We start from the raw sequence: 23,010 nt of genomic DNA, 5'->3' as shown, positions 1-23,010 counted from the left end.
AGACGGCCAGCCAGCCCGATGAAATCCTGCGAACGATGCCGGTGTCGCAAGGCTCCCACTGCTACAGCGGTATATCCCGATTTCACGGCACCGCTTTTTATCAATCATGGTCAGTATCTGATACAAACATAAATATGGATTCAGACATGGCCAACCCAGCTTCAAGTCCACGGGTTTTCAGAGCCCGGTTTAACGGCCTGCCGCCTGTTAGGCTGTAGGCTGTTGCCTGTGACGCTTCACGAAAAGAGATTTCCTATCAAAACATCGCATCAAAATTCCGGCGCATCGTCCGGACTCCTCGCTGAATTCGAGGGTACGGTTTCCGGCCACCGCGACGGCCACGGTTTCGTTCTGCGCGACGACGGCGAACCCGACATTTACCTGCCGCCCAACGAAATGCGCGCGGTGCTGCACAAGGACCGCGTCAAGGCACGCATCGTGCGGCACGACCGGAAAAACCGGCCCGAAGGACGCGTCACCGAAATCATCGAGCGCTCGCCCAACCCCATCATTGGCCGTCTGCTGCAGGAAAGCGGTGTCTGGCTGGTAGCGCCCGAAGACAAGCGCTACGGCCAGGATATCCTGATCCCCAAAGGGGCGACGGGCACGGCCAAGAGCGGCCAGGTCGTGGTGGTGCAACTGACCGAACCGCCGGCACTGTTTGGCCAACCGGTGGGGCGGGTGGTGGAAGTGCTGGGTGAAATTGACGATCCAGGCATGGAGATCGAGATCGCCGTGCGCAAATACGGCGTGCCGCACGAATTCAGCGACGAAGCATTGGCCCTGGCGCGCACCCTGCCCGACGCGGTGCGACCGGCGGATAAAAAACACCGCGTGGACCTTACAGACATTTCCCTGGTAACCATTGACGGAGAAGATGCCCGCGATTTTGACGATGCCGTCTATTGCGAGCCTGCCAAAGTGGGTCGTGGCAAGGGCTGGCGTCTGCTTGTGGCGATTGCAGACGTGAGCCATTACGTGGAAACCGGCAGCGCCATTGACATCGATGCCTATGACCGTGCCACCAGCGTGTATTTTCCGCGCCGCGTGATTCCCATGCTGCCGGAAAAACTGTCGAACGGCTTGTGTTCGCTCAACCCCAATGTTGAGCGCCTGTGCATGGTGTGCGACATGCTGATCAACGCCAAGGGCGAGGTTCACGCCTACCAGTTTTACCCGGCCGTGATGTTCAGCCATGCCCGGCTTACCTACACCGAAGTAGCCGCCATTCTGGCCAACACGCGCGGCCCCGAGGCGGCGCAACGCAAGGCACTGGTTCCGCACTTGCTGAATTTGCACGATGTGTACCAGGCTCTCCTGAAGGAGCGGGGCGTGCGCGGCGCCGTCGATTTTGAGACCACCGAGACCCAGATCGTGTGCGACGAAGCAGGGCGTATCGAGAAGATCGTGCCGCGCACCCGCAACGTGGCGCACCGCCTGATTGAAGAGGCCATGCTGGCGGCGAATGTGTGCTCGGCCGATTTCATCGAGCAGAGCAAGCATGTGGGTCTCTACCGCGTGCATGAAGGCCCGACCCCTGAAAAGAAGGAGATGTTGCGCAACTACCTCAAGGCGCTGGGCGTGGGCATGACGATTGGCGAGGAGCCGACGCCCGGTGAGTTCCAGCAGATTGCCGTTGCGACCAAAGACCGGCCCGATGCGCAGCAGATCCATTCCATGCTGCTGCGCTCCATGCAGCAGGCTATTTACACACCGATCAACAGCGGCCATTTTGGCCTGGCCTATGAGGCCTATACCCACTTCACCAGCCCCATCCGTCGTTACCCCGACCTGCTGGTGCACCGCGTGATCAAGGCAGCGCTGACCAAGTCCAAATACCAGCTGCCGGTATTGCCCACACCGGGCGAGGCCGAGGCCAAGCTGTCCAAGCGGCTGGCCTCCCGTGTCAGGGATCCGTCGGAAAAGCCCAAAAAAATCAGTGCTGACCAGCTGGCCTGGCAGGCTGCCGGCCTGCACTGCAGCGCCAACGAGCGGCGTGCCGACGAGGCCAGCCGCGACGTTGAAGCCTGGCTCAAGTGCAAGTACATGCGCGAGCATCTGGGCGAGGAGTTTGGCGGCGTGGTGACGGCGGCAACGGGTTTTGGCATCTTTGTCACGCTGGACGCCATGTATGTGGAAGGCCTGGTGCACATCACCGAGCTCGGCGGCGAGTACTTTCGCTTTGACGAGGCCCGGCAGGAACTGCGCGGTGAGCGCACCGGCATCCGCTACGCGATTGGCACGCGGGTGCGGGTGCAGGTCAGCCGGGTCGACCTGGACGGCCGCAAGATCGATTTCCGCCTGGTGCATGAGGGCGAAGCGTTGCTGGGCCGTGCCATGAAGGACAAGACCGGCGGCCATTCCGGGGAGTTGCCGGCGCAGGAGCGGGGTACTTCTTCGCGCAAGGCCGGGGGGCAGCGTGCAGGCAAGGGCGCAGGAAAACGCTCCGAGGCGCGCTCCGGCGGCCGCGGTACGGGTAGCGGGACCGCAAGGCGAGACGCCGTCACGGACCGAGGCGCCGACAGGACACCCGAATCGCCGATTCAGGCGCTCAAGGCTGCGGTGAAAAAATCGGCCGGCAGTGCCAGTCGGAAGCAGGGAAAAAAGCCTCGCCGCTGACGTTTTCGGCTTTTTTAATCCTCTTGGCTTGCCTGAAAATTTATGCTGATCCGCATTCTGGACTTCCTGCTTGAGACATTTTTCTTCCTGCTGATCGCCGCTGCGCTCTTGCGCGCCTGGATGAACTGGGTGAGGGTCAACATGAGCGCGCAGCCGGGCAGCTTTGTCATGGCGGTGACGGACTGGCTGGTCAAACCGCTGCGGCGTGCGCTGCCCAAGGCGCTGACCCGGTCCCGGGTGGACTGGGCGAGTGTGCTGGCCGCCGCCGTGTTGGCGCTGGGCTACGCCCTGTTGTGGGGGCTGCTGTTTGGTGTGGTGCTTGGCGCGACCTCCTGGGCCTCTGCGTTGGGGCCCGCGGCCTTTGTGAGCCTGCTGGCGTTTGCGTTGAAGATGCTGATCCGGGTGGCGTTGCAGACGCTGTTTATCCTGGTACTGGGCTATGCCATCATGTCCTGGATCCAGCCCGGCTCACCGGCTTATGGCTTGCTGGCCCGCCTTGCCGAGCCGCTGTTAACGCCGCTGCGGCGTGTGATTCCTACCGTCGGTGGGTTGGACCTGTCAGCACTGGTACTGCTGCTGGTACTGCAAATCGGCTTGATGGTGCTGGTCTAGCAGCGGGCGTTGCCCGCCAGCGTCGACGCAGTCAGCGTCACGCCCGGCTGGCGGGTGGCCCATGCGTCGGCCAGGTTTCCATGGGCAAACACCGCGCTGCAGGCCGCCTCAAAAGGACCTTGTCCGCCTGCCATGGCGGCTCCGATCATGCCTGCCAGCACATCGCCGGTGCCCGGTGTGGCCAGCAAGGCGTTGCCGCTGGCGTTGATGCAGGGTGGCTGGCCCGGTACGGCGATGACACTGCCCGAGCCCTTGAGTACCACGACACACTGAAACCGGCTGGCCAGTTGCCGGGCCGTTGCAAGGCGGTCGGCCTGCACGTCAGGGGTTGTTGTGCCAAGCAAGCGCGCGGCCTCCAGCGGATGAGGTGTCAGCACCGTGCCGAGCCCGCGGTAATGGCGCGCCTTCAGCTGGGTTTGCAGTTGTGGGTCTGCGGCAATTGCATTGAGCGCGTCGGCATCCAGCACCACCCGCGGGGCGGCTGACAGTATTTTGGGCAGGACGGTCTTGACCGCTTCTCCGCCGCCGCACCCGCACACCACGACCTGCTGCTTCAGGTTCAGCGCTTCGGGGCTGCGGAACATGAGTTCTGGCTGCGCCGGATCGACATTCAGGGAGGCCTCACCGACGCCGGTGAGCAGAGCCACATACACTCGGCCGGCGCCCGCATGCAGTGCCGCTCGGGCGGCCAGCAGGGCGGCGCCCGTCATATGCCTGCCGGAGGCGGATTCACCACCCACGACGGCGACATCACCAAAGCTGCCCTTGTGGCTGGCGTGGGCCGCACCCGCTCGCGCGGATCGCGCCACCCGATCCGCGCCCAGAAGCCAGGCGTCAGGCACTGTCGCCAGTGAGGGGTTGGCTGCAACCCCCAGATCATCAAACCAGACCTGGCCGGCCAGGTCGCGCCCGCTGGCGGTGAACAGGCCTGGCTTCAGTGTCAAAAGACTCAAGGTAAAAAGATCATTTTCCGTGGTGAAACGCGAGCCGTGTGCTATTGGTTTTGCAGCGTTTGTGGTGCCCGTATCAGCATCCAGCCCGGTCGGTACATCCACGGCCAGCCGCGGTGCGGCGCTGGCTTGCATCGCATCCAGCCATTGCTGCATCGAGCCCGTGCCCGCGCGAGCCGGCTCCAGCCGGGCGCCAATACCCAGCAGGGCATCGATGCAGAAATCAAAATCCTCCGGGGGCTGAGCCGACATCGGAACGCCTGCCGCAAGGGCCCGCTGGCGGGAGGCATCGGCATCCGCCGGCAGGCTGGTTTTTCCGGGCGGCAGGCCGGTCCAGGTGACGACCACCGTCTTGCCCCACTGGTGCAGGTGCAGGGCGGCTTCGAAGCCGTCGCCACCGTTGTTGCCGGGTCCGCAGGCGATCCAGATGCGCCGCGCATGCGGAGCCAGCGCCAGTGCGAGGCGGGCCACCGCGAGGCCCGCCCGCTGCATCAGCGTGTGCGGGGGCAGGCCGGCCGCTGCGTGCAATTCAAGCTCGCGGGTGGCTGCCACGCTGTAAAGCGGCTGGCTGACGGCGTTGGTGATTTTCTGCATCGAATGGTGCATCAGATGGTGCATCGGATGATTGTGCGGTCTTATGGCGTTCCTGGCTGATACTTTCAGACAGAAGGAGCCGGCAAGAACAGGCGCTGGCCGTTCTGCGCGTTCAGCCCAGGCGGCTGATGTCCAGTCCTTGCATGTCGATGTCTGCGGGCCTGCCCGCCATCAGGTCTGCCAGCGCCCGCGCGCTGCCGCAGCTGAGTGCCCAGCCGCTGGAGCCATGGCCCAGGTTGAGCCAGAGGCCGGAAATGCCGCTGTCGCCGATGATGGGCGGGCCGTCGGGCAGCATCGGCCTGGCGCCTTTCCATTCCTGCACGCTGGCCCCCTTGTTGGAGAGCTGGGCCGCACCGGGAAACCAGTCTTGCAGCACTTTGTACAGGGTCTGGATGGAGGATGCTCGCTTGTGATCGAGCGAGCCGCCGATTTCGGCACTGCCAGCCACGCGCACGCGGTTGCCCAGGCGGGAAATCGCCACTTTGTAGCGCTCGTCCATCAGCGCGCTGCGCGGCGCATTGAGCGGCTCACGGATAGGCGCGCTAATGGAGTATCCATAGACGGCAGTCATCGGAATGTTCAGGCCAAGCGGTCGAAGAAGCTCAGCGGAGTCCAGGCCGGCGCACATGACGACGGAGTCAAAGCGATACGGTGTGTTGTCTCCTGCTAAGAAAAGCGTAGCTGGCTGGGTAGTATCCAAGCGGGCTACCGCAGTGTTGAATACGAAATCCACGCCGATGCGCTGGGCTTCGTTCTTCAGCAGCAGGGCAAACTGCCGGCAATTGGCAACTTCATCGTCGGGCAGATGCACCGCGCCCAGAAAAGCGGTGTCAGGGTTGAGCGCGGGTTCGATCTGGCGCACCTCGTGAGCACCGATTTCCCTGAACGCCACGCCGGCCTCGCGCAGCATCTGCAGACCAGGCTGCACCAGCTTGCTGTCTTTTTCAGAGCGAAGCAGCACCATGTATCCGGGGCTGCCGTCGTATTCGAGCTTCAGCTCCTCCGTGAGCTGATGCAACCTTTCGCGGCTGTAAAACGCCAGGCGCTGCAGCCGCGCGCGGTTGGCCAGGTAACTTTCCAGTTTGCAGGCACGAGACCACTTCCACATCCAGGCGATGTCGCGGCGCGAAAGCGGCAGGCCGAGCTTGACGGGCGCGTGGCGGCTGAAGAGGTAGCTGATGACCTTGCCCGGCATGCCGGGTGCGGCCCAGGGGGTGACATACCCCGGCGCCACGACACCGGCGTTGGCGAAGCTGGTTTCCTCTGCCGCGGCGCTCCGGCGTTCAATAACGGTCACCTCGTGGCCGTCTGCCGCCAGTTCATAGGCGGTGGTGATGCCGATGATGCCGGCACCGATGACAGCCACCCTCATGCGGACATGCCGTGGACAGCACAGGCAATGGTGATGGCGATGGGGTAGCGGGAAATCTTGGTGTGCATTGTTTTATCGGTAAAGCGGGTTGCAAGCCCAATATAGCGGGGCCAGCCAGCGACTGTTTTTACAGTGAACCAGCCAGGGCCGCTTCGACCTGCAGCGCCAGGTCCAGCACCGGGTCGTCGTGCAGTGCTGCGTGCCAGAGCATCAGGCCGACCGGCAACTGGCCGGGCGTATGGCAAGGCAGCGAAATCGCGCAACCGTCGAGCATGTTGACCACGGCCGTATTGCGGAGCAAAAGCCCATTGACCCGGAAGAATTCCTCGTCATCGTGCAGCGCACTGGCGATTGCCGGTGCGACGAGGGGCACGGTGGGGGAGAGTACTGCGTCAAAGCCGCCCAGCCGGGCTTCCATGCGGACGATCCATTGCCGGCGGGCGGCGACAAGGTCAATGTAGTCGGCCGCGCTCATCTGGGCGCCACGCAGGATGCGCAGCGCTACCCGGGGGTCGTACTCGGCCTGGTGCGCGGCGATCAGCGTGCGGTGCCAGGCATAGCTCTCGGCAGCCGAGAGTCCCCCGGTCGCATTGATGGCAGGCAGTTCGTTGATTTCTTCGAGTGCGATTTCCTCGATGCGCGCACCGGCCTGGCGCAACACGCGCAGGCTCCGCTCGAACGCACTGGCGACGGTGCTGTCCAGGCCATCCTGCATCTGGGTGCGGGCCACCGCGAGCCGGCAGGCGGACAGGGGCTTGCCAGCCAGAGTCACGGTGCGCGCCGCCAGTACCTCATGCACGGTGATTGCGTCGCTTACTGAACGCGTCAGAGCGCATACCGTGTCCAGGCTGGTGGACAGCGGCACGGCGCCGCTGGTTGGCACCAGACGCGCCGTGCTTTTAAAACCCACAATGCCGCACAGCGCCGCCGGGATGCGGATTGAACCGCCCGTGTCTGACCCAAGCCCCACCATGGCGGCCCCTGTGGCAACCGACACGGCGGCGCCTGACGAGGAGCCGCCCGGGATCCGCTCTGTGGCGGTGTCTGCCGGATTGACAGGGGTGCCGTAATGCGGGTTGATGCCCACGCCCGAGAAGGCAAATTCCACCATATTGGTGCGGCCGGCAATCACGGCACCTGCCGCTCGCAACCGCGCAACGGCGGGGCAGTCTTCGGCGGCGGGCCGGGCGTTGGCGAGCACGGTCGAGCCGGCGGCGGTGGTCTGGCCGGCCACGTCAAACAGGTCCTTGATCGACACGGGAATGCCGGCCAGGGGCAGAGCCGGGTCATTGAAGGCCGCTCCAACAGGCTCGGCCTGGGGTGTTTTGGCGGTCAAAAACGGGCTGGCTGCAAGGCTGCCTGGCATGAATACATACCGGCAGACCTCGCTTTGGGCGATGCTGGTGGCGCGCTCGACGATTTCCGATGGGCTGGCCTGGCCCGTTCTCAGGGCGTGGCGCGTGACGTGAATGTTGGCGGGAAGAGCGCTGGAGGTGTGCATCTGGGTGAGTGGGTAAGAGGGCGGGGCAGGAGAGTGTTATACTCGACAGGCTTTGCAAATGACGATTTTGTTGTTCGCAAAGTCAATCGCAAATCAGCCACTCAAGGTGTTGCCCGGAAGATCTCGAAAAAAAGAGATGTTACGGGCGATAAGCGCTGATTTTAGACACAACCTTTGGAGTTTTATATGTCGACAAGCATGCGTGAAATGCTGGAAGCTGGCGTCCACTTTGGTCACCAAACCCGCTTCTGGAATCCCAAGATGGCCCCCTACATTTTTGGCCATCGCAACCGTATTCACATCATCAACCTGGAAAAATCGCTGCCGATGTTCCAGGATGCGATGAAATTCGCCAAGCAGCTGTCCGCCAACCGCGGCACCATCCTGATGGTTGGCACCAAGCGCCAGGCCCGCGAAATCGTCGCCACCGAGGCCAAGCGTGCCGGTGTTCCTTACGTTGACCAGCGCTGGCTGGGCGGCATGCTGACCAACTTCAAGACGGTCAAGACCTCGATCAAGCGTCTGAAGGAAATGAAGGCCCAGCAAGAAGCCGGCCTTGATTCCATTAGCAAGAAAGAGCAGCTGACCTTCAAGCGCGAAATTGAAAAGCTGGAAAAAGACATTGGCGGCATTCAGGACATGAACGCCCTGCCAGACGCCATTTTCGTGATCGACGTGGGCTTCCACAAAATCGCGATCCTGGAAGCCAAGAAGCTGGGCATCCCGCTGATCGGCGTGGTTGACTCCAACCATTCCCCGATTGGCATCGACTACGTGATCCCCGGCAACGACGACTCGTCCAAGGCTGTGGCCCTGTATGCCCGCGGCATCGCCGATGCAATCCTCGAAGGCCGTGCCAACGCCGTCAACGACGTTGTCAAGGCGGTCTCCGCCGAGAGCTCTGATGAGTTTGTGGAAGTGGAAAACGCAGCGAACTGATAGTTCGGCGCTGCGCCAGACGCGAAAAAGGGGCTCGCGTAGCCCCTTTTTCACAACTTAAGCATCAAAAAGGGTGTGGCTTTGTCGCCGCATCCCTGTCAACACGACAAACGGAGAATCAAAATGGCAATTACTGCAAGCATGGTCGCTGAACTGCGCGCCAAAACCGACGCTCCCATGATGGAGTGCAAAAAAGCACTGACCGAAGCCGACGGCAACTTCGAAAAAGCCGAAGAAATCCTGCGCGTCAAGCTGGGCAACAAGGCCGGTAAGGCCGCTTCCCGCGTGACCGCTGAAGGCGTGATCGCCTATCACAGCGAAGGCGGTATTGGTGCGCTGGTCGAGATCAACTGCGAAACCGACTTCGTGACCAAGAACGACAGCTTCCTGGCGTTTACCAAGGCCGTGGCTGAGGGCATCGTCAAGAACAATCCGGCTGATGTGGATGCCATTGGCGCCATGGCCCTGTCGCTCGACGGTTTTGGCCCGACGGTGGAAGACGTGCGCAAGGGCCTGATCGGCAAGATCGGCGAGAACATGAGCGTGCGCCGTTTCAAGCGTTTTGCCGGCAGCAAGCTGGCCTCGTACCTGCACGGCACGCGCATTGGCGTGGTGGTCGAGTTTGACGGTGACGAAACGGCCGCCAAGGACGTTGCCATGCATGTGGCCGCGATGAAGCCGGTGTCCCTGTCCAGCGCGGATGTTCCCGCTGACCTGGTCGCCAAGGAGCGTTCGGTGGCGGCTGCCAAGGCGGCTGAAGATGCGGCCAAGGCCCAGGCCGAAGGCAAGCCGGTTCAGTCCGCTGAAATTGTTGCCAAGCGTATCGATGGCGGCGTGCAGAAGTACCTGAAAGAAGTCAGCCTGTATAACCAGAGCTTTGTCAAGAACGACAAGCAGACGGTTGAGCAGATGCTCAAGGAGCGCGCCACAACGGTCAAGTCCTTCACGCTGTACGTGGTGGGCGAGGGCATCGAGAAAAAGGCGGACGATTTTGCTGCCGAAGTTGCGGCCCAGATAGCTGCAGCCAAAGCAGCCTAAGCAACTCAGCCCTGCCGGAAGGCCGCTAAACTTCAGATCAACCCAATTACGGAGAGCCCTCACATGCCAGCCTACAAGCGGATCTTGTTAAAACTGTCAGGTGAGGCCTTGATGGGGGATGATGCCTTTGGCATCAACCACGCCACCATCGTGCGCATGGTGGAAGAAATTGCCGAGGTCACCCGCATGGGCGTCCAGGTGGCGGTGGTGATCGGCGGCGGCAACATCTTCCGCGGCGTGGCGGGTGGCTCGGTCGGCATGGACCGGGCGACTGCCGACTACATGGGTATGCTGGCGACCGTGATGAACGCGCTGGCTCTGGGCGACACCATGGACAAGGCGGGCCTGATTGCCCGCGTCATGTCGGCCATTGGCATCGAGCGCGTGGTCGAACCTTATGTGCGGCCCAAGGCGCTGCAGTACCTGGAAGAAGGCAAGGTCGTCATTTTCGCGGCCGGCACAGGCAATCCTTTCTTTACGACCGACACGGCCGCTGCGCTGCGCGGTGCCGAAATCGGGGCTGAAATCGTCCTGAAGGCGACCAAAGTCGATGGCGTGTACACGGCGGATCCGAAGAAGGATCCACGCGCAACGCGCTACACCAACATCACTTTTGATGAGGCGATGGGCAAGAACCTCGAAGTCATGGACGCTACAGCGTTTGCCCTGTGCCGCGACCAGAAGCTGCCGATCAAGGTTTTTAGTATTTTCAAGCACGGAGCGCTCAAACGCGTGGTGCAGGGTGAGGACGAAGGAACCCTGGTTCACGTTTGATTCCGGCTCCCCGGCCATCGGCCGTGTTTTCATATTTCTTGGACTTTTTGCAGATAACAATCCGGAGATTCGACCATGAGCATTGTTGAAGTGAAGCAGAATGCAGAGCAAAAAATGCAGCAGTCGGTGGATTCGTTTAAAAACAGCCTGACGAAAATCCGTACCGGCCGCGCCAACCCTGGCTTGCTGGACACCGTTCACGTGGACTACTACGGCTCCATGGTGCCCATCAGCCAGGTGGCCAATGTGTCTCTGCTGGATGCCCGCACCATCAGCGTTTCGCCATGGGAAAAAGGCATGGGCGCCAAAATCGAAAAGGCCATCCGCGACTCAGACCTCGGGCTCAACCCCGCGGCCCAAGGTGACCTGATTCGCGTCCCGATGCCTGCCATGACCGAAGAGCGCCGCAAGGAACTCACCAAAGTCGTCAGGGCAGAGGGCGAGCATGCCAAAGTGGCCGTTCGCAACTTGCGCCGGGATGCCAATGAGGGCGTCAAGAAGCTGCTCAAGGAAAAATTGGTTTCAGAGGATGACGAGCGCCGTGCGCAGGATGAAATCCAGAAGTTCACGGACCGTTTCATTGCCGAGGTTGACAAACTGGTCGCCGGCAAGGAACAAGACATCATGGCGGTTTGACGCCATCCCGTCTGGCCTGAACTGACCATGGCCACTCCCTCTCTCATCGTCCCGCATCATGTGGCCATCGTGATGGATGGCAATGGCCGCTGGGCGACCAAGCGGTTCTTGCCGCGCATTGCCGGCCACAAGCAGGGCGTAGATTCCCTGAGCCGTTGCGTTCGCGCGTGCCTGGAGCGCGGCATTGCCGTGCTGACGGTTTTTGCGTTTTCATCGGAAAACTGGAACCGGCCGTTCGAGGAGGTCTCTGGCCTGATGGAACTGCTGGTTTTGTCCTTGTCCCGCGAGGTCCCCAACCTGAACGCCAGCGGGGTGCGGCTGCATTTCGTCGGAGACCGCCAGCGGCTCTCGGAAAAAGTCCAGGCCGGGCTGGCGCAGGCCGAGCACCTGACGTCGGGCAACCATCGCCTGATTTTCAATGTGTGCTTCAACTACGGCGGACGCTGGGATATCGCCCAGGCTGCGAAAAAGGTCGCCAGCAGTGGCGAACCGATCACCGAGCTTGCGTTGGACCGGGCCATGGCGCTGGCCCATGTTCCTGATCCCGACCTGCTGATCCGCACGGGCGGCGAGTTGCGGATCAGCAACTTTTTGTTGTGGCAGGCTGCGTACTCAGAACTGCATTTTTCCGACAAGCTCTGGCCTGAATTCGATGAGGCTGCGCTCGATGAAGCGATTGCTGTCTTTCGCACCCGCGAGCGCCGTTTTGGCCAGACGTCGGCGCAGGTCAGCGGGCATGGCCAAAAAACCACTCCGAAGGCAGCCTGATGCTTAAACAGCGTGTGATCACGGCCATTGTCCTTTTGGCCATCTTGCTGCCTGCACTTTTCTACAAGACGCCGGTGGCCTTTGCTGCTGTCGCGCTGGTGTTGATGGCTGCTGGCAGCTGGGAGTGGGGCCGCCTGAATTCATTGGGGCAGGGTGGCTCCGTGGGGCTTGCCGCGCTGTGCGTGCTGGGCTGCGGGCTATCGTGGTATGGCGGCCTGCTCGATCAATCCTTGCCCCTGCTGTGGGCCACCGCGGGAGCCGCCTGGGTGCTGGCTGGTGCGTGGCTGTTGCGCAATGGTGTGACCGGCTGGCCGCGCATCCCGAAGGCCGTGCGGCTGGTGGGGGGACTGCTGGCGCTCTGGCTGGCCTGGCTGGCCGTGGCGCAGGCGCGGGTAATCGGGGTCAATTTCCTGCTTTCGGTGCTGACGCTGGTCTGGGTGGCCGACATCTTTGCCTATTTTGCGGGGCGTACATTTGGGGGACGCTTCAGCAGGGGCAAGCTGGCGCCATCCATCAGCCCCGGCAAAAGCTGGGAAGGCGTCTGGGGCGGCATGGCGGGTGTGGTGGCCCTGTCGCTGGCCTGGGTGACCATGGGGGCCTCGGGTGCTGGCGCCGGCCAGACGCTGTATGCCCGCCTGACGGAGCGCCATGGCATCGTCGTGATGCTGTTGGCGGTTATTTTTCTGGCTGCCATGAGCGTGGTGGGTGACCTGGTCGAGTCGCTGATCAAGCGCAGCGCGGGTGTGAAGGACTCCAGCGCCTTGCTGCCGGGCCACGGCGGGGTGCTTGACCGTGTCGATGCGCTGTTGCCGACCTTGCCGCTGGCCATGATGCTGGCCACTCTTTAGGCTTGTTGAATGTCTTTCAAAAAACAGCGTATCACCGTTCTGGGTTCAACCGGCTCCATTGGCGTCAACACACTTGACGTGATTGCCAGCCATCCGGAGCGCTTTGAGGTGTTTGCGCTCAGTGCGGCAACCCAGGTCGACCTGATGCTGGCGCAGTGCATGCAGTTCAGGCCGCAATATGCCGTGATGGTGAGCGAGCCGCATGCCCGCCTGCTGGCTGAAAAGGTCAAGGAAAATCAGCTTCCTGTCCAGGTTTTATGGGTGCCTGATGCTCTCGAAATGATAGCGTCTCATGAGCTGGTGGACACCGTGATGGCCGCCATTGTGGGTGCGGCTGGCCTGGCGCCCTGTATGGCCGCCGCCAGGGCGGGCAAACGCCTGTTGCTGGCCAACAAGGAAGCGCTCGTGGTCGGCGGAGAGGTCTTCATGCAGGCGGTTCGTGCGGGCGGCGCGCAGCTGCTGCCCATCGACAGCGAGCATTCGGCCATTTTCCAGTCCCTGCCGGAGGATCCGGCCAGCTGGCCGCAGCGTGTCGAGAAAATCATCCTGACAGCGTCCGGCGGGCCTTTCCGGACCCGGGAGCCGGGCAGCCTGCGGCATGTGACGCCCGATGAAGCGTGCGCGCACCCGAACTGGGTGATGGGGCGCAAGATATCGGTTGATTCCGCCACCATGATGAACAAGGCCCTGGAGGTCATCGAGGCCAAGTACCTGTTCGGCCTGACGCCGCAGCAGATCGAGGTGGTGATCCATCCGCAGAGCATCATTCACTCCATGGTGCAGTACCGCGATACGTCGGTCGTGGCGCAACTGGGGACGCCCGACATGCGCGTGCCCATCGCCTATGGCCTGGCCTGGCCGGACCGCATTACCTCGGGGGCCCGGGCGCTGGATTTCACCGCGTTGGCGACCATGACTTTTGAGGTGCCCGATCATGAGCGGTTTCCTGGACTGCCGCTGGCCTGGGAGGTCCTCAATGCACCGGTGGGCAGCACGGCGGTGCTCAATGCGGCCAACGAGGCGGCGGTGGCCGCATTTCTGGACCGGCGCATCCGCTTTGACCACATCCACCATGTAAATCATGCAACTTTGGATGCCATGGCGGTCTCAGATGTGAACGATATCGAGGGATTGCTGGCACTGGACGCGCGGGCGCGCCTTGTTGCCGGTCAAATCATTGAACGTCTGGAGCCATGACATGTTGACGCTGCTTGCCTTTGTGGTCGCTCTCGGCATCCTGATTGCCGTGCACGAATACGGTCATTACCGGGTGGCCGTCGCCTGCGGCATCAAGGTGCTGAAGTTTTCCATAGGCTTTGGCAAGCCCATTTACACCTGGCGGCTCAAAAACAAGCCCACGGAATTTGCGATCGGCATGCTGCCGCTGGGTGGCTACGTCAAGATGCTCGATGAGCGCGAGGCCCCGGTGGATCCGGCCGAACGCCATCTCGCTTTCAACACCCAGCCGCTGAAGTCCCGCGCGGCCGTCGTAGCCGCCGGGCCTGCTGCCAACCTGCTGCTGGCCGTGCTGATTTACGCCATCGTCAACTGGAGCGGCCTGCAGGAGCCCAAGGCCGTTCTGGCCAGCCCTGTTGCCGGCTCCCTGGCAGAGCGGGCCGGGTTGCGCGGCTTTGAGACCGTCCAGCAGGCTGCTTTTGATGGCGATGAGTTGCAGGCGGTCCGTTCTTTTGAAGACCTCCGCTGGCGACTGACGCAGGGTGCGCTGGATGGCCGTGATCTGCAGCTGGTGCTGGGGAACGACTCGGGCAGTTCGTCACGGACTGTCACGCTGGAGCTCAGCAAGCTCGATGCCGCCGAGGCCGATGCCCAGCTTTTCCGCAAAATCGGCATTCTGGGGCCATGGACCCGCCCGGTGATCGGCGAGGTCATGGCTGGCGGTGCGGCGCAAAAAGCCGGTCTTCGGGCGGGTGACGTGGTCCTGCGCATGGGTAGCACCGCCATTGTGGATGGACAGCAGCTGCGCGAGGCCATACGGGGCTCTGCACGGGCTTCCAGGGGCGATGGCGCGGCAATCGCACCGCAGGACTGGCAAGTCCAGCGTGCCGGCCAGACGCTGGTGCTGCAGGTCGCTCCCGAGATCAAGCGGGAGAGGGGGGTAGCAGTGGCGCGAATCGGCGCCTATGTGGGGGCGCCCCCTGAATTTGTGACGGTGCGCTATGGGCCGCTCGACGGCTTGTGGCAGGGTGTTGTGCGCACCTGGGAAGTGTCCCAGCTGACGCTCAAGATGATGTGGAAAATGGTGATCGGCGAAGCCTCGCTCAAAAATCTGAGTGGGCCGTTAACCATTGCGGATTACGCCGGCAAGTCGGCCAGCCTGGGCTGGAGCGCCTACCTGCTGTTTCTGGCGCTGATCAGTGTGAGCCTGGGCGTCCTGAATCTGCTGCCGCTGCCGGTTCTGGATGGTGGGCACCTGATGTATTATCTTTGGGAGGGGATTACGGGTCGAGGCGTGTCTGATGCCTGGATGGACCGGCTGCAACGCGGTGGCGTTGCGATCCTGTTGGGCATGATGTGTATTGCCCTTTTTAATGATCTCACCCGGCTATTGGGCTAACACCAGGACTCAGGCCAATTTCATACATTTCATGCAAAAACAATTAAATAAATTCAAAATTCGTGCGGTCTGCGCCATTGCCGCTGGTTTGTTTGCTGTCAATGCCGCCTGGGCAGTTGATCCCTTCACCGTCCGTGACATCCGGGTTGAAGGCTTGCAGCGCGTTGAGCCCGGGACGATTTTTGCCTCGCTTCCCTTTCGTGTCGGCGAAACCTATAACGACGAGAAGGGCTCCACGGCCATTCGAGCGCTGTTCGGCCTCGGCCTGTTCAAGGATGTCCGGCTCGAAGTCAGCGGTGACGTGCTGGTCGTCATTGTTGAAGAGCGTCCTACCGTAGCGGACGTTGACTTCGTCGGTACCAAGGAATTTGACAAGGAAGCCCTTAAAAAGGCGCTTCGCGACGTTGGCATTGCCGATGGCCAGCCTTTCGACAAGGCCCTGGCGGACAAGGCAGAGCAGGAACTCAAGCGCCAGTACATCAACAAGAGCCTGTATGGCGCGGAGGTGGTCACCACGGTGACGCCGATCGAGCGCAACCGCGTGAACCTGACTTTCAGCGTCGTTGAAGGCGACGTGGCAAAAATCAAGGAAATCCACATTACCGGCAACAAGGCGTTCAGCGAGTCCACCCTGCTGGGCCTGTTTGACCTTGACACCGGCGGATGGCTCAGCTGGTACACCAAGTCTGACCGTTATTCCCGGGCCAAGCTCAATGCCGATATTGAGACCCTGCGTTCCTACTATCTGTCCCGTGGTTACCTTGAGTTCAAGGTCGATTCAACCCAGGTCGCGATCTCTCCCGACAAGCAAAGCATCGCTGTCACCGTCAACGTCACCGAGGGCGAACGCTTCGTGGTCTCCAGCGTGAAGCTTGAGGGCGATTACCTGGGCAAGGAAGAAGAATTCAAATCCCTGGTGACCATCAAGCCTGCCGAGGCGTACAACGCCGACGCAGTGGCCGAGACCAGGAAGGCTTTTATCGACTACTTCGGCACCTTCGGATTCGCTTTCGCCAGGGTCGAAGCTGTGCCTGAAATTGACCGGGTCAATAACCGTGTGGCCTTTGTGCTGCAGGCGGAGCCATCCCGCCGGGCCTATGTGCGGCGCGTGAATGTGTCGGGCAACAACCGCACGCGCGATGAAGTGGTGCGCAGGGAGTTTCGCCAGTTCGAGTCCTCCTGGTATGACGGCGACAAGATCCGCCTGTCGCGTGATCGCGTTGACCGCCTGGGCTTTTTCAATGAGGTGAATATCGATACCCAGGAAGTGACGGGTACGGCCGACCAGGTTGATGTCAATGTTTCCGTGGTTGAAAAACCCACCGGCAACCTGCAGCTTGGCGCGGGCTATTCAAGTGCCGACAGCGTTTCCCTGCTGTTCGGCATCAAGCAGGAAAACGTTTTTGGTTCGGGCAACTACTTGGGTATTGAAGTCAATACCAGCAAGTCAAATCGCCAGATGGTCCTGAGCACGATCGACCCGTATTTCACGGCCGATGGCATCTCCCGCACCATTGACGTGTACGACCGCACGTCCAAGCCGCTGTCCGGCCAGGGCGGTGACTACAGCCTGAAGACGAGGGGCGCAAGCATTCGTTTCGGCGTTCCCTTCACCGAGAACGACACGGTTTATTTTGGCAGTGGTTTCGAGTCCCTGACGATCGTGCCGGGAACCAACCTTCCCGTGAGCTACCAGACCTATGCCGATCAGTTCGGCTTCAAGAGCAACTCCATTCCCCTGACGGTCGGCTGGTCGCGTGACAACCGGGACAGCGCACTGGTGCCCACTTCGGGCCGGTACCAGCGTTTGTATGGGGATTGGGGTGTTGCGGGCGACATCAAGTTTGTGCGCGCCAATTACCAGGTCCAGCAATACATTCCGCTGAACAAGCAGTTCACGGTTGCGCTGAATGGCGAGTTGGGCTGGGGCAAAGGCCTCAGCGGACAGCCTTACCCGCTTTTCAAGAACTACTACTCGGGTGGCTTGGGATCGGTGCGCGGGTTTGAGCAGAGCTCCCTGGGTCCCCGTGATGCCTCGGATCTGGCGACGGGTGGTCCGAAAAAACTGACGCTCAATGCCGAGCTCATCGCGCCATTCCCGGGCGCCGGAAACGACCGTACGCTGCGTATGTACGGATTTGTCGATGCAGGCAACGTATTCGGCGAAAAGGAGAGCTATCGCGTCAATGACCTGAGGGCTTCCGCCGGTATCGGCATCAGCTGGATTTCTCCGGTGGGCCCCCTGCGAATTGCCTATGCCATGCCAATACGCAAAATGGCAGGCGATAGAATAGAACGGTTGCAATTCCAAATTGGTACATCTTTCTAATGAAGCATTTTTCAACCAAAATTTTCCTGGGCTGCGTCATCGCATTGGCGGGTTTTTCCGCCAGTGCGCAGGAGTTCAAGGTTGGGGTTGTCAACCTGGACAGGATTTTCCGTGAAGCCAATTCCGCCAAGGCCGCCCAGACCAAACTGGAGCAGGAATTCAGCAAGCGCGAGAAAGAACTGAACGACAGCGCCACGCAGCTGAAAACCCTGTCAGACAAATTTGAACGCGAGGCGCCCACGCTGGCCGAGAGCCAGCGCAACACCCGGCAAAAGCAGCTGGTCGACCAGGACCGGGATTTCCAGCGCAAGCGCCGCGAGTTCCAGGAGGACCTGAATGCCCGCAAGAACGAAGAACTTCAGCAGGTGATCGAGCGCGCCAACAAGGTGGTCAAAACACTGGCTGAAACCGAAAAGTACGACCTGATCCTTCAGGAGTCGGTCTACGTCAATCCCAAGCATGACATCACCGACAAGGTGATCAAGGCGCTGAACGCCTCCCGTTAATTGCGGGGTGTGTTCACCACCAGCATCGTTGTGAAAATGGCAGGCGCAGTGTGACGCTCCGTCTGGCCGATATTGTTCAGTCCCTGGCCCCAACGGTGCAGGCCGAGCTCGTCGGCAACCCCGATGTGCAGATAGAGCGGCTGTCCACGCTGGACGCGGCCGGCCCCCACGACCTGAGTTTTCTCAGCCACCCCAAATATCTCGCCAAACTTGCGCAGTCGGCTGCCGCCTGTGTCGTGGTGGCTCCGGCTGCCCGAGAGGCCGCTGTCAGCCGCGGTGCCTGCATCGTGGTGGACGACCCCTACCATTACTTTGCCCTGATCACCCAGCTCTGGAAGTACCGGCATGTGTTGCAGGCTGCGCCGCACATTCATCCCAGCGCGTTTATCGATCCCGCCGCAACCCTCGCGCCGGGTGTTTCCGTGGGCGCGTTCGCCTGCATCTCGGCCGGCACTGTGATCGGCGCGGGCGCGCGGATTGCAGAGCATTGCGTTATTGGGCGGGATGCGCATGTTGGTGCCGAAAGCCGGCTGTCGGCCCGCGTGACCGTCGCAGATGGCTGCTACATCGGCGAGCGTTGCATTGTGCATCCCGGTGCGGTGATCGGCGCGGACGGTTTTGGCTTCGCACCGCATCAGGGTCAATGGATCAAGATCGAGCAGCTTGGCGCGGTGAAGATCGGCAATGATGTGGAAATCGGCGCCAACACATGCATTGACCGGGGCGCGCTGCAAGATACGGTTCTGGAAGACGGTGTCAAGCTGGATAACCTGGTGCAGATAGGCCACAACGTGCGGATCGGCAAGCACACCGCCATGGCAGGTTGCGCGGGTGTCGCGGGCAGTGCCACCATCGGCGCGCATTGCACGGTGGGCGGAGGCGCCATTGTGCTGGGCCACCTGAGCCTGGCTGATCACGTGCATATTTCGGCGGCGTCGGTGGTGACGCGGTCCATTTTGAAGCCTGGTCATTACACCGGTCTCTTTCCTATCGACGACAATACCGCGTGGGAAAAAAATGCTGCCACGCTCAAGCAGCTTCACGTCTTGCGGGAAAGACTCAAACAGGCAGAAAAATCGCTGTCGAACATTCAAGAAAAATCATGATGGATATTCACCAAATTCTCAAGCAGCTGCCGCACCGGTACCCGATTCTGCTGGTCGACCGTGTGCTCGAAATCGAAAAGGGAAAACGAATCAAGGCCCTCAAGAACGTCACGATGAACGAGCCGTTTTTCATGGGGCACTTCCCTCACCACCCCGTGATGCCGGGCGTGCTGATGCTGGAAGCCATGGCACAGGCCGCTGCCCTGCTGGCGTTCGAAACCCTGGGCGTGACACCGGACGACAAGACGGTGTACTACTTTGCCGGTATTGATGGCGCGCGTTTCAAGCGGCCGGTCGAACCCGGTGACCAGCTGATCATGGATGTGACGCTGGAGCGCATGAAGGCCGGCATTTTCAAATTCAAGGGTGTGACGCGCGTGGGTGAGGCCATCGCCTGCGAGGCCGAGTTGATGTGCACCATGCGCACCATTGCCTGAAGGTGGCTTGAAAGACATGACCGCGCCAGTTCCCGCGCCGGGCATTCATGCCACCGCCCTTGTCGATCCTCTGGCCCAGCTGGACAGCTCGGTCAGTGTCGGCCCTTACACGGTTATCGGTCCCCATGTCAGGGTGGGGGCAGGCACCACCATCGGGGCCCATTGCGTGATCGAGGGCCACACAACGATAGGTCGCGACAACCGGATTTTCCAGTTCAACTCGCTCGGTGCGATTCCGCAGGACAAAAAATACGCGGGCGAACCCTGCGAACTGGTCATTGGCGACCGCAACACCATCCGCGAGTTCTGTACTTTCAATATCGGCTCACCGGGTGACAGCGGTGTGACAAGCGTGGGCGATGACAACTGGATCATGGCTTATGTGCATCTGGCGCATGACTGTGTGGTGGGTAACCACACGATCTTCGCCAACAACTCCCAGCTGGCCGGTCACGTTTATGTGGGCGACTGGGTCATTCTGGGCGGTTTTACCGTGGCGCACCAATTTGTCCGGCTGGGCGCCCACAGCATGACGGCCATGTGTTCGCTGCTGTTTGCCGATTTGCCGCCGTTCGTCATGGCACAAGGCCAGCCCGCGCAGGCGCGGTCGATGAATTTTGAGGGCCTGCGGCGCCGCGGCTTTTCTGCCGGACGCCTTTCGGCCGTCAAGGCCATGCACAAGGCGCTGTACCGGGATGATTTGACACTGGATCTGGCCCGGGCTCGAATCGCTGAACTGGCCGACAAGCAGCCGGAAGCGGCTCCCGATATCCAGATGATGCTGTCATTCCTGGCGCAAACCTCGCCGCAGCGCGGCATTGTCCGGTAGCCGGCCTCCATGAGCGCGGCACCCAGGATCGCCATGGTTGCCGGAGAAACTTCCGGTGATTTGCTGGCTGGCTTGCTGCTGGACGGGCTGCGTGAGCGCTGGCCGGGCTTGCAGACCTGCGGTATTGGCGGGCCGTACATGGCCGGGCGCGGTTTTCAGGCCTGGTGGCCGCACGACAAGCTGGCGGTACGCGGCTATGTGGAGGTGCTGCGTCATTACCGTGAGATCGTCGGCATACGCGAGCAACTGAAAAAGCGGCTGCTCGATCAGCGCCCTGATATTTTCATCGGTGTAGACGCCCCCGACTTCAATCTCGACCTCGAAGCGGCTCTGAAGGCGCAGGGCATCAAGACCGTCCATTTTGTCAGTCCTTCCGTCTGGGCCTGGCGTGCGAACCGCGTCGAGAAGATCCGGCGCAGCGTAGACCACGTGCTGTGCATTTTTCCGTTCGAACCAGCCTTGCTGGCTTCCCATGGCATTGCGGCCACGTATGTCGGCCATCCGCTGGCCAGCGTGATTCCCCTGCAGCCGGACCGGGCCGCCGCGAGGCGCAAGTTGGGACTGCAGGATGACGCCGTGGTCATCGCGATCTTGCCGGGTAGCCGCAAGTCCGAGATCCAATATTTGGCCGAGAGGTTTTTCAGGGCTGCAGCCTTGGTAAAACGAGCACAACCGGCTATCAAATTTATAGTTCCAGCCGTCCCTTTGCTGAAAACCGTGATCGAGCGACTGGCCGATGCGGCCGGCATGCGGGCCGACCTGCAAATTATCGAAGGCCAGTCGCACACCGCGCTCGCTGCTTGCGATGTGACCCTGATTGCCAGCGGCACCGCGACCCTGGAAGCGGCTTTGTTCAAGCGCCCCATGGTGATTGCCTACAACATGAACTGGCTGTCGTGGCAGATCATGCGGCGCAAGAAGCTGCAGCCCTGGGTTGGACTGCCCAATATCCTGTGCCAGGATTTCGTTGTGCCCGAGCTGCTGCAGGAAGCGGCGACGCCAGAAGCGTTGGCTGCCGGGTTGTTGCAATGGGTGGATGCAAAATCAACGGCTCCTGCCAAAATAGCGGCTGTTGAACAACGATTCATGGCGCTGCATGCCGAACTGCAGCGCGATACTTCTCAATTGGCGACCGATGCGATCCAGCAAATTCTTGAAAGCTGAGCAAACTCCCTTGTCCTGGGACACTCCCGGTCTCCTGGCCGGCGTGGACGAGGCCGGGCGGGGCCCGCTGATGGGCCCAGTGGTGGCTGCGGCTGTCATCCTCGACGAGCTCAATCCCATCAAGGGCCTGGCCGACTCCAAAAAACTGACGCCGCAGCGGCGCGAAGCGTTGTATGACGAAATCCGCGCCAAAGCGCTGTGCTGCTCAATTGCGCTGGCCACGGCTGAGGAGATAGACCGGCTGAACATCCTGCAGGCCACCATGCTGGCGATGAGGCGCGCGGTGGAGAGCCTGCGCCTGAAGCCCAACAAGGTGCTGGTCGACGGCAATCGCTTGCCCACGCTGGCCATCGTGTCGGAGGCCGTGATCGGAGGCGATGCCATCGTGCCGGCCATCTCGGCCGCTTCGATTCTGGCCAAGGTCTACCGTGACCGCTGGTGCGCCGAGTTTCACCTCGAATATCCGCAGTACGGTTTTGCCAGTCACAAAGGGTATTCCACAGCTGAACATCTCGCCGCGCTGCGCGAGCATGGCGCCTGTCCCCAGCACCGCCGGTCTTTTGCGCCGGTCGCCGAGGTCTTGCGGTGAGCGTCAGTCCCGGCGCTGTCACGCACATCACGTCACGCGACAACACGCTCATCAAGGAATTGCGCAAGCTGTCGCAGGACAGCACGGCTTACCGCAAGCAGGGCCGCGTCTGGCTGGAGGGCGATCATCTGTGCCGTGCCGCGCTCGCCCGCGGGAAGAAACCGACCCTGGCGATTTTTTCAGAGTCTTTTTGGCCCTCGGCTCCCGTCGAATGGTCGCGCGCAGCTATTAAAAACATAGTCATTCCAGATGCGTTGTTGCCCGAAATCAGCGGGCTGGAATCACCTGCGCGCATGGGCTTCGTGCTGGAACTGCCGGCGGCCAGCGGGCTGGAGGCGGGCGCAGCCTCAGTGATCCTGGACCGGGTACAGGACGCCGGCAATGTCGGCTCCATCCTGCGCAGCGCGGCGGCTTTCGGTTTTGGCCAGATCATCGCCCTCAAGGGCACGGCCGCCCTCTGGTCGCCCAAGGTGCTGCGGGCCGGCATGGGTGCCCACTTTGCCTTGCAGTTGGTGGAAGGTGTGGAGCCTGCCGCCCTGGCGGCGCTGACAGTTCCCATCGTGGTCACCAGTTCCCACCAGGGCAGCTTCCTGCACCAGCAGCCGCTGCCCCGGCCCTGTGCCTGGGCCATGGGCCACGAGGGGCAGGGCGTGAGCGACGACCTGATGGCCCGATCGGCCCTCAAGGTGCGCATAGACCAGCCCGGTGGGGAGGAGTCGCTGAATGTGGCCGCCGCCGCCGCCATTTGCCTGTACGCGAGCGCCACGGCCCGCTGCTGAGCGGGGCGCTGCAGGAAATTGACCCTCCTGCGGGGTCAGGGAGCT

The 23,010-nt window shown here is 61.6% G+C and carries 21 protein-coding genes; 18 read left to right on the top strand and 3 right to left on the bottom strand.

What is annotated here, in order from left to right; all coding sequences use genetic code 11:
• Positions 1-255: 255 nt before the first annotated feature.
• Both rnr and BPRO_RS13410 read left to right on the top strand, forming a co-directional pair.
• Positions 256-2,619 (top strand): ribonuclease R, encoded by a 2,364-nt coding sequence (rnr, locus tag BPRO_RS13415; protein ID WP_041389777.1) that lies wholly within the window; start codon positions 256-258, stop codon positions 2,617-2,619.
• A gap of 42 nt (positions 2,620-2,661) precedes the next feature.
• Positions 2,662-3,231, top strand: a complete 570-nt coding sequence (locus BPRO_RS13410) for a YggT family protein (protein ID WP_011483613.1) — start codon at positions 2,662-2,664, stop codon at positions 3,229-3,231.
• Here BPRO_RS13410 and BPRO_RS13405 read toward each other — a convergent pair.
• From BPRO_RS13405 to BPRO_RS13395, 3 genes are all read right to left on the bottom strand, one after another.
• The gene (locus BPRO_RS13405) at positions 3,228-4,775 is read right to left on the bottom strand and encodes a bifunctional ADP-dependent NAD(P)H-hydrate dehydratase/NAD(P)H-hydrate epimerase (protein ID WP_041389775.1); all 1,548 of its coding nucleotides are present in this window, start codon (positions 4,773-4,775) and stop codon (positions 3,228-3,230) included. The two genes, BPRO_RS13410 and BPRO_RS13405, sit on opposite strands and share 4 nt — an antisense overlap.
• 112 nt (positions 4,776-4,887) lie before the next feature.
• Entirely contained in the window at positions 4,888-6,147 is a 1,260-nt protein-coding gene (locus BPRO_RS13400) for a D-amino acid dehydrogenase (RefSeq protein ID WP_011483611.1), read from the bottom strand.
• A gap of 127 nt (positions 6,148-6,274) precedes the next feature.
• On the bottom strand, positions 6,275-7,648 hold the full coding sequence (locus BPRO_RS13395) for an amidase (RefSeq protein ID WP_011483610.1): 1,374 nt from the start codon (positions 7,646-7,648) through the stop codon (positions 6,275-6,277).
• 186 nt (positions 7,649-7,834) lie between these two features.
• Between BPRO_RS13395 and rpsB the strand changes: the two genes are divergently transcribed.
• The 16 genes from rpsB (at position 7,835) to BPRO_RS13315 (ending at position 22,965) form a co-directional block, all read left to right on the top strand.
• A complete protein-coding gene (rpsB, locus tag BPRO_RS13390) occupies positions 7,835-8,587 on the top strand; it encodes a 30S ribosomal protein S2 (protein ID WP_011483609.1) in 753 nt (250 codons plus the stop codon).
• A 123-nt stretch (positions 8,588-8,710) separates the two neighbouring features.
• Positions 8,711-9,625, top strand: a complete 915-nt coding sequence (gene tsf / locus BPRO_RS13385) for a translation elongation factor Ts (protein WP_011483608.1) — start codon at positions 8,711-8,713, stop codon at positions 9,623-9,625.
• Between the two features lie 63 nt (positions 9,626-9,688).
• Positions 9,689-10,399 (top strand): UMP kinase, encoded by a 711-nt coding sequence (gene pyrH / locus BPRO_RS13380; RefSeq protein ID WP_011483607.1) that lies wholly within the window; start codon positions 9,689-9,691, stop codon positions 10,397-10,399.
• Between the two features lie 75 nt (positions 10,400-10,474).
• The gene (frr, locus tag BPRO_RS13375; RefSeq protein WP_011483606.1) at positions 10,475-11,035 is read left to right on the top strand and encodes a ribosome recycling factor; all 561 of its coding nucleotides are present in this window, start codon (positions 10,475-10,477) and stop codon (positions 11,033-11,035) included.
• A gap of 27 nt (positions 11,036-11,062) precedes the next feature.
• Positions 11,063-11,803: a polyprenyl diphosphate synthase gene (gene uppS, locus BPRO_RS13370; protein WP_011483605.1), complete on the top strand. Its 741-nt coding sequence runs from the start codon at positions 11,063-11,065 to the stop codon at positions 11,801-11,803.
• A complete protein-coding gene (locus BPRO_RS13365) occupies positions 11,803-12,651 on the top strand; it encodes a phosphatidate cytidylyltransferase (protein ID WP_011483604.1) in 849 nt (282 codons plus the stop codon). Before uppS ends, BPRO_RS13365 begins: the two co-directional genes overlap by 1 nt.
• A 9-nt stretch (positions 12,652-12,660) precedes the next feature.
• Positions 12,661-13,848 (top strand): 1-deoxy-D-xylulose-5-phosphate reductoisomerase, encoded by a 1,188-nt coding sequence (ispC, locus tag BPRO_RS13360; protein WP_011483603.1) that lies wholly within the window; start codon positions 12,661-12,663, stop codon positions 13,846-13,848.
• Position 13,849: 1 nt separating this feature from the next.
• A complete protein-coding gene (gene rseP / locus BPRO_RS13355; protein ID WP_011483602.1) occupies positions 13,850-15,226 on the top strand; it encodes an RIP metalloprotease RseP in 1,377 nt (458 codons plus the stop codon).
• Between the two features lie 31 nt (positions 15,227-15,257).
• Positions 15,258-17,555 (top strand): outer membrane protein assembly factor BamA, encoded by a 2,298-nt coding sequence (gene bamA, locus BPRO_RS13350; RefSeq protein WP_041388819.1) that lies wholly within the window; start codon positions 15,258-15,260, stop codon positions 17,553-17,555.
• Positions 17,555-18,061, top strand: a complete 507-nt coding sequence (locus BPRO_RS13345; RefSeq protein ID WP_011483600.1) for an OmpH family outer membrane protein — start codon at positions 17,555-17,557, stop codon at positions 18,059-18,061. The genes bamA and BPRO_RS13345 overlap by 1 nt, the downstream gene beginning before the upstream one ends.
• A gap of 50 nt (positions 18,062-18,111) precedes the next feature.
• The gene (gene lpxD, locus BPRO_RS13340) at positions 18,112-19,167 is read left to right on the top strand and encodes a UDP-3-O-(3-hydroxymyristoyl)glucosamine N-acyltransferase (RefSeq protein ID WP_011483599.1); all 1,056 of its coding nucleotides are present in this window, start codon (positions 18,112-18,114) and stop codon (positions 19,165-19,167) included.
• Entirely contained in the window at positions 19,164-19,604 is a 441-nt protein-coding gene (gene fabZ / locus BPRO_RS13335) for a 3-hydroxyacyl-ACP dehydratase FabZ (protein WP_011483598.1), read from the top strand. The genes lpxD and fabZ overlap by 4 nt, the downstream gene beginning before the upstream one ends.
• Before the next feature lie 16 nt (positions 19,605-19,620).
• A complete protein-coding gene (gene lpxA / locus BPRO_RS13330; protein WP_011483597.1) occupies positions 19,621-20,433 on the top strand; it encodes an acyl-ACP--UDP-N-acetylglucosamine O-acyltransferase in 813 nt (270 codons plus the stop codon).
• Positions 20,434-20,442: 9 nt separating this feature from the next.
• Positions 20,443-21,597 (top strand): lipid-A-disaccharide synthase, encoded by a 1,155-nt coding sequence (lpxB, locus tag BPRO_RS13325; protein WP_081430517.1) that lies wholly within the window; start codon positions 20,443-20,445, stop codon positions 21,595-21,597.
• The gene (gene rnhB / locus BPRO_RS13320; RefSeq protein WP_041388818.1) at positions 21,569-22,186 is read left to right on the top strand and encodes a ribonuclease HII; all 618 of its coding nucleotides are present in this window, start codon (positions 21,569-21,571) and stop codon (positions 22,184-22,186) included. Before lpxB ends, rnhB begins: the two co-directional genes overlap by 29 nt.
• Positions 22,183-22,965: a TrmH family RNA methyltransferase gene (locus BPRO_RS13315; protein WP_011483594.1), complete on the top strand. Its 783-nt coding sequence runs from the start codon at positions 22,183-22,185 to the stop codon at positions 22,963-22,965. Before rnhB ends, BPRO_RS13315 begins: the two co-directional genes overlap by 4 nt.
• Positions 22,966-23,010 lie beyond the last annotated feature (45 nt).

Origin of the sequence: Polaromonas sp. JS666, from assembly GCF_000013865.1 — a bacterium.
Lineage (GTDB): Bacteria > Pseudomonadota > Gammaproteobacteria > Burkholderiales > Burkholderiaceae_C > Polaromonas.
The sequence above is the reverse complement of the archived record's forward strand: the minus strand, read 5'-3'. Positions and strand labels throughout refer to the sequence as shown.

Coding starts and splice junctions, on each gene's coding strand:
- BPRO_RS13400 (WP_011483611.1), bottom strand. CDS start 6,147: ATGAGGGTGGCTGTCATCGGTGCCGGCATCATCGGCATCACCACCGCC.
- rpsB (WP_011483609.1), top strand. CDS start 7,835: ATGTCGACAAGCATGCGTGAAATGCTGGAAGCTGGCGTCCACTTTGGT.
- lpxA (WP_011483597.1), top strand. CDS start 19,621: ATGACCGCGCCAGTTCCCGCGCCGGGCATTCATGCCACCGCCCTTGTC.
- rnhB (WP_041388818.1), top strand. CDS start 21,569: ATGCGATCCAGCAAATTCTTGAAAGCTGAGCAAACTCCCTTGTCCTGG.
- frr (WP_011483606.1), top strand. CDS start 10,475: ATGAGCATTGTTGAAGTGAAGCAGAATGCAGAGCAAAAAATGCAGCAG.
- BPRO_RS13365 (WP_011483604.1), top strand. CDS start 11,803: ATGCTTAAACAGCGTGTGATCACGGCCATTGTCCTTTTGGCCATCTTG.
- tsf (WP_011483608.1), top strand. CDS start 8,711: ATGGCAATTACTGCAAGCATGGTCGCTGAACTGCGCGCCAAAACCGAC.
- uppS (WP_011483605.1), top strand. CDS start 11,063: ATGGCCACTCCCTCTCTCATCGTCCCGCATCATGTGGCCATCGTGATG.
- bamA (WP_041388819.1), top strand. CDS start 15,258: ATGCAAAAACAATTAAATAAATTCAAAATTCGTGCGGTCTGCGCCATT.
- BPRO_RS13410 (WP_011483613.1), top strand. CDS start 2,662: ATGCTGATCCGCATTCTGGACTTCCTGCTTGAGACATTTTTCTTCCTG.
- ispC (WP_011483603.1), top strand. CDS start 12,661: ATGTCTTTCAAAAAACAGCGTATCACCGTTCTGGGTTCAACCGGCTCC.
- BPRO_RS13395 (WP_011483610.1), bottom strand. CDS start 7,648: ATGCACACCTCCAGCGCTCTTCCCGCCAACATTCACGTCACGCGCCAC.
- pyrH (WP_011483607.1), top strand. CDS start 9,689: ATGCCAGCCTACAAGCGGATCTTGTTAAAACTGTCAGGTGAGGCCTTG.
- rseP (WP_011483602.1), top strand. CDS start 13,850: ATGTTGACGCTGCTTGCCTTTGTGGTCGCTCTCGGCATCCTGATTGCC.
- BPRO_RS13405 (WP_041389775.1), bottom strand. CDS start 4,775: ATGCAGAAAATCACCAACGCCGTCAGCCAGCCGCTTTACAGCGTGGCA.
- BPRO_RS13345 (WP_011483600.1), top strand. CDS start 17,555: ATGAAGCATTTTTCAACCAAAATTTTCCTGGGCTGCGTCATCGCATTG.
- lpxB (WP_081430517.1), top strand. CDS start 20,443: ATGAGCGCGGCACCCAGGATCGCCATGGTTGCCGGAGAAACTTCCGGT.
- fabZ (WP_011483598.1), top strand. CDS start 19,164: ATGATGGATATTCACCAAATTCTCAAGCAGCTGCCGCACCGGTACCCG.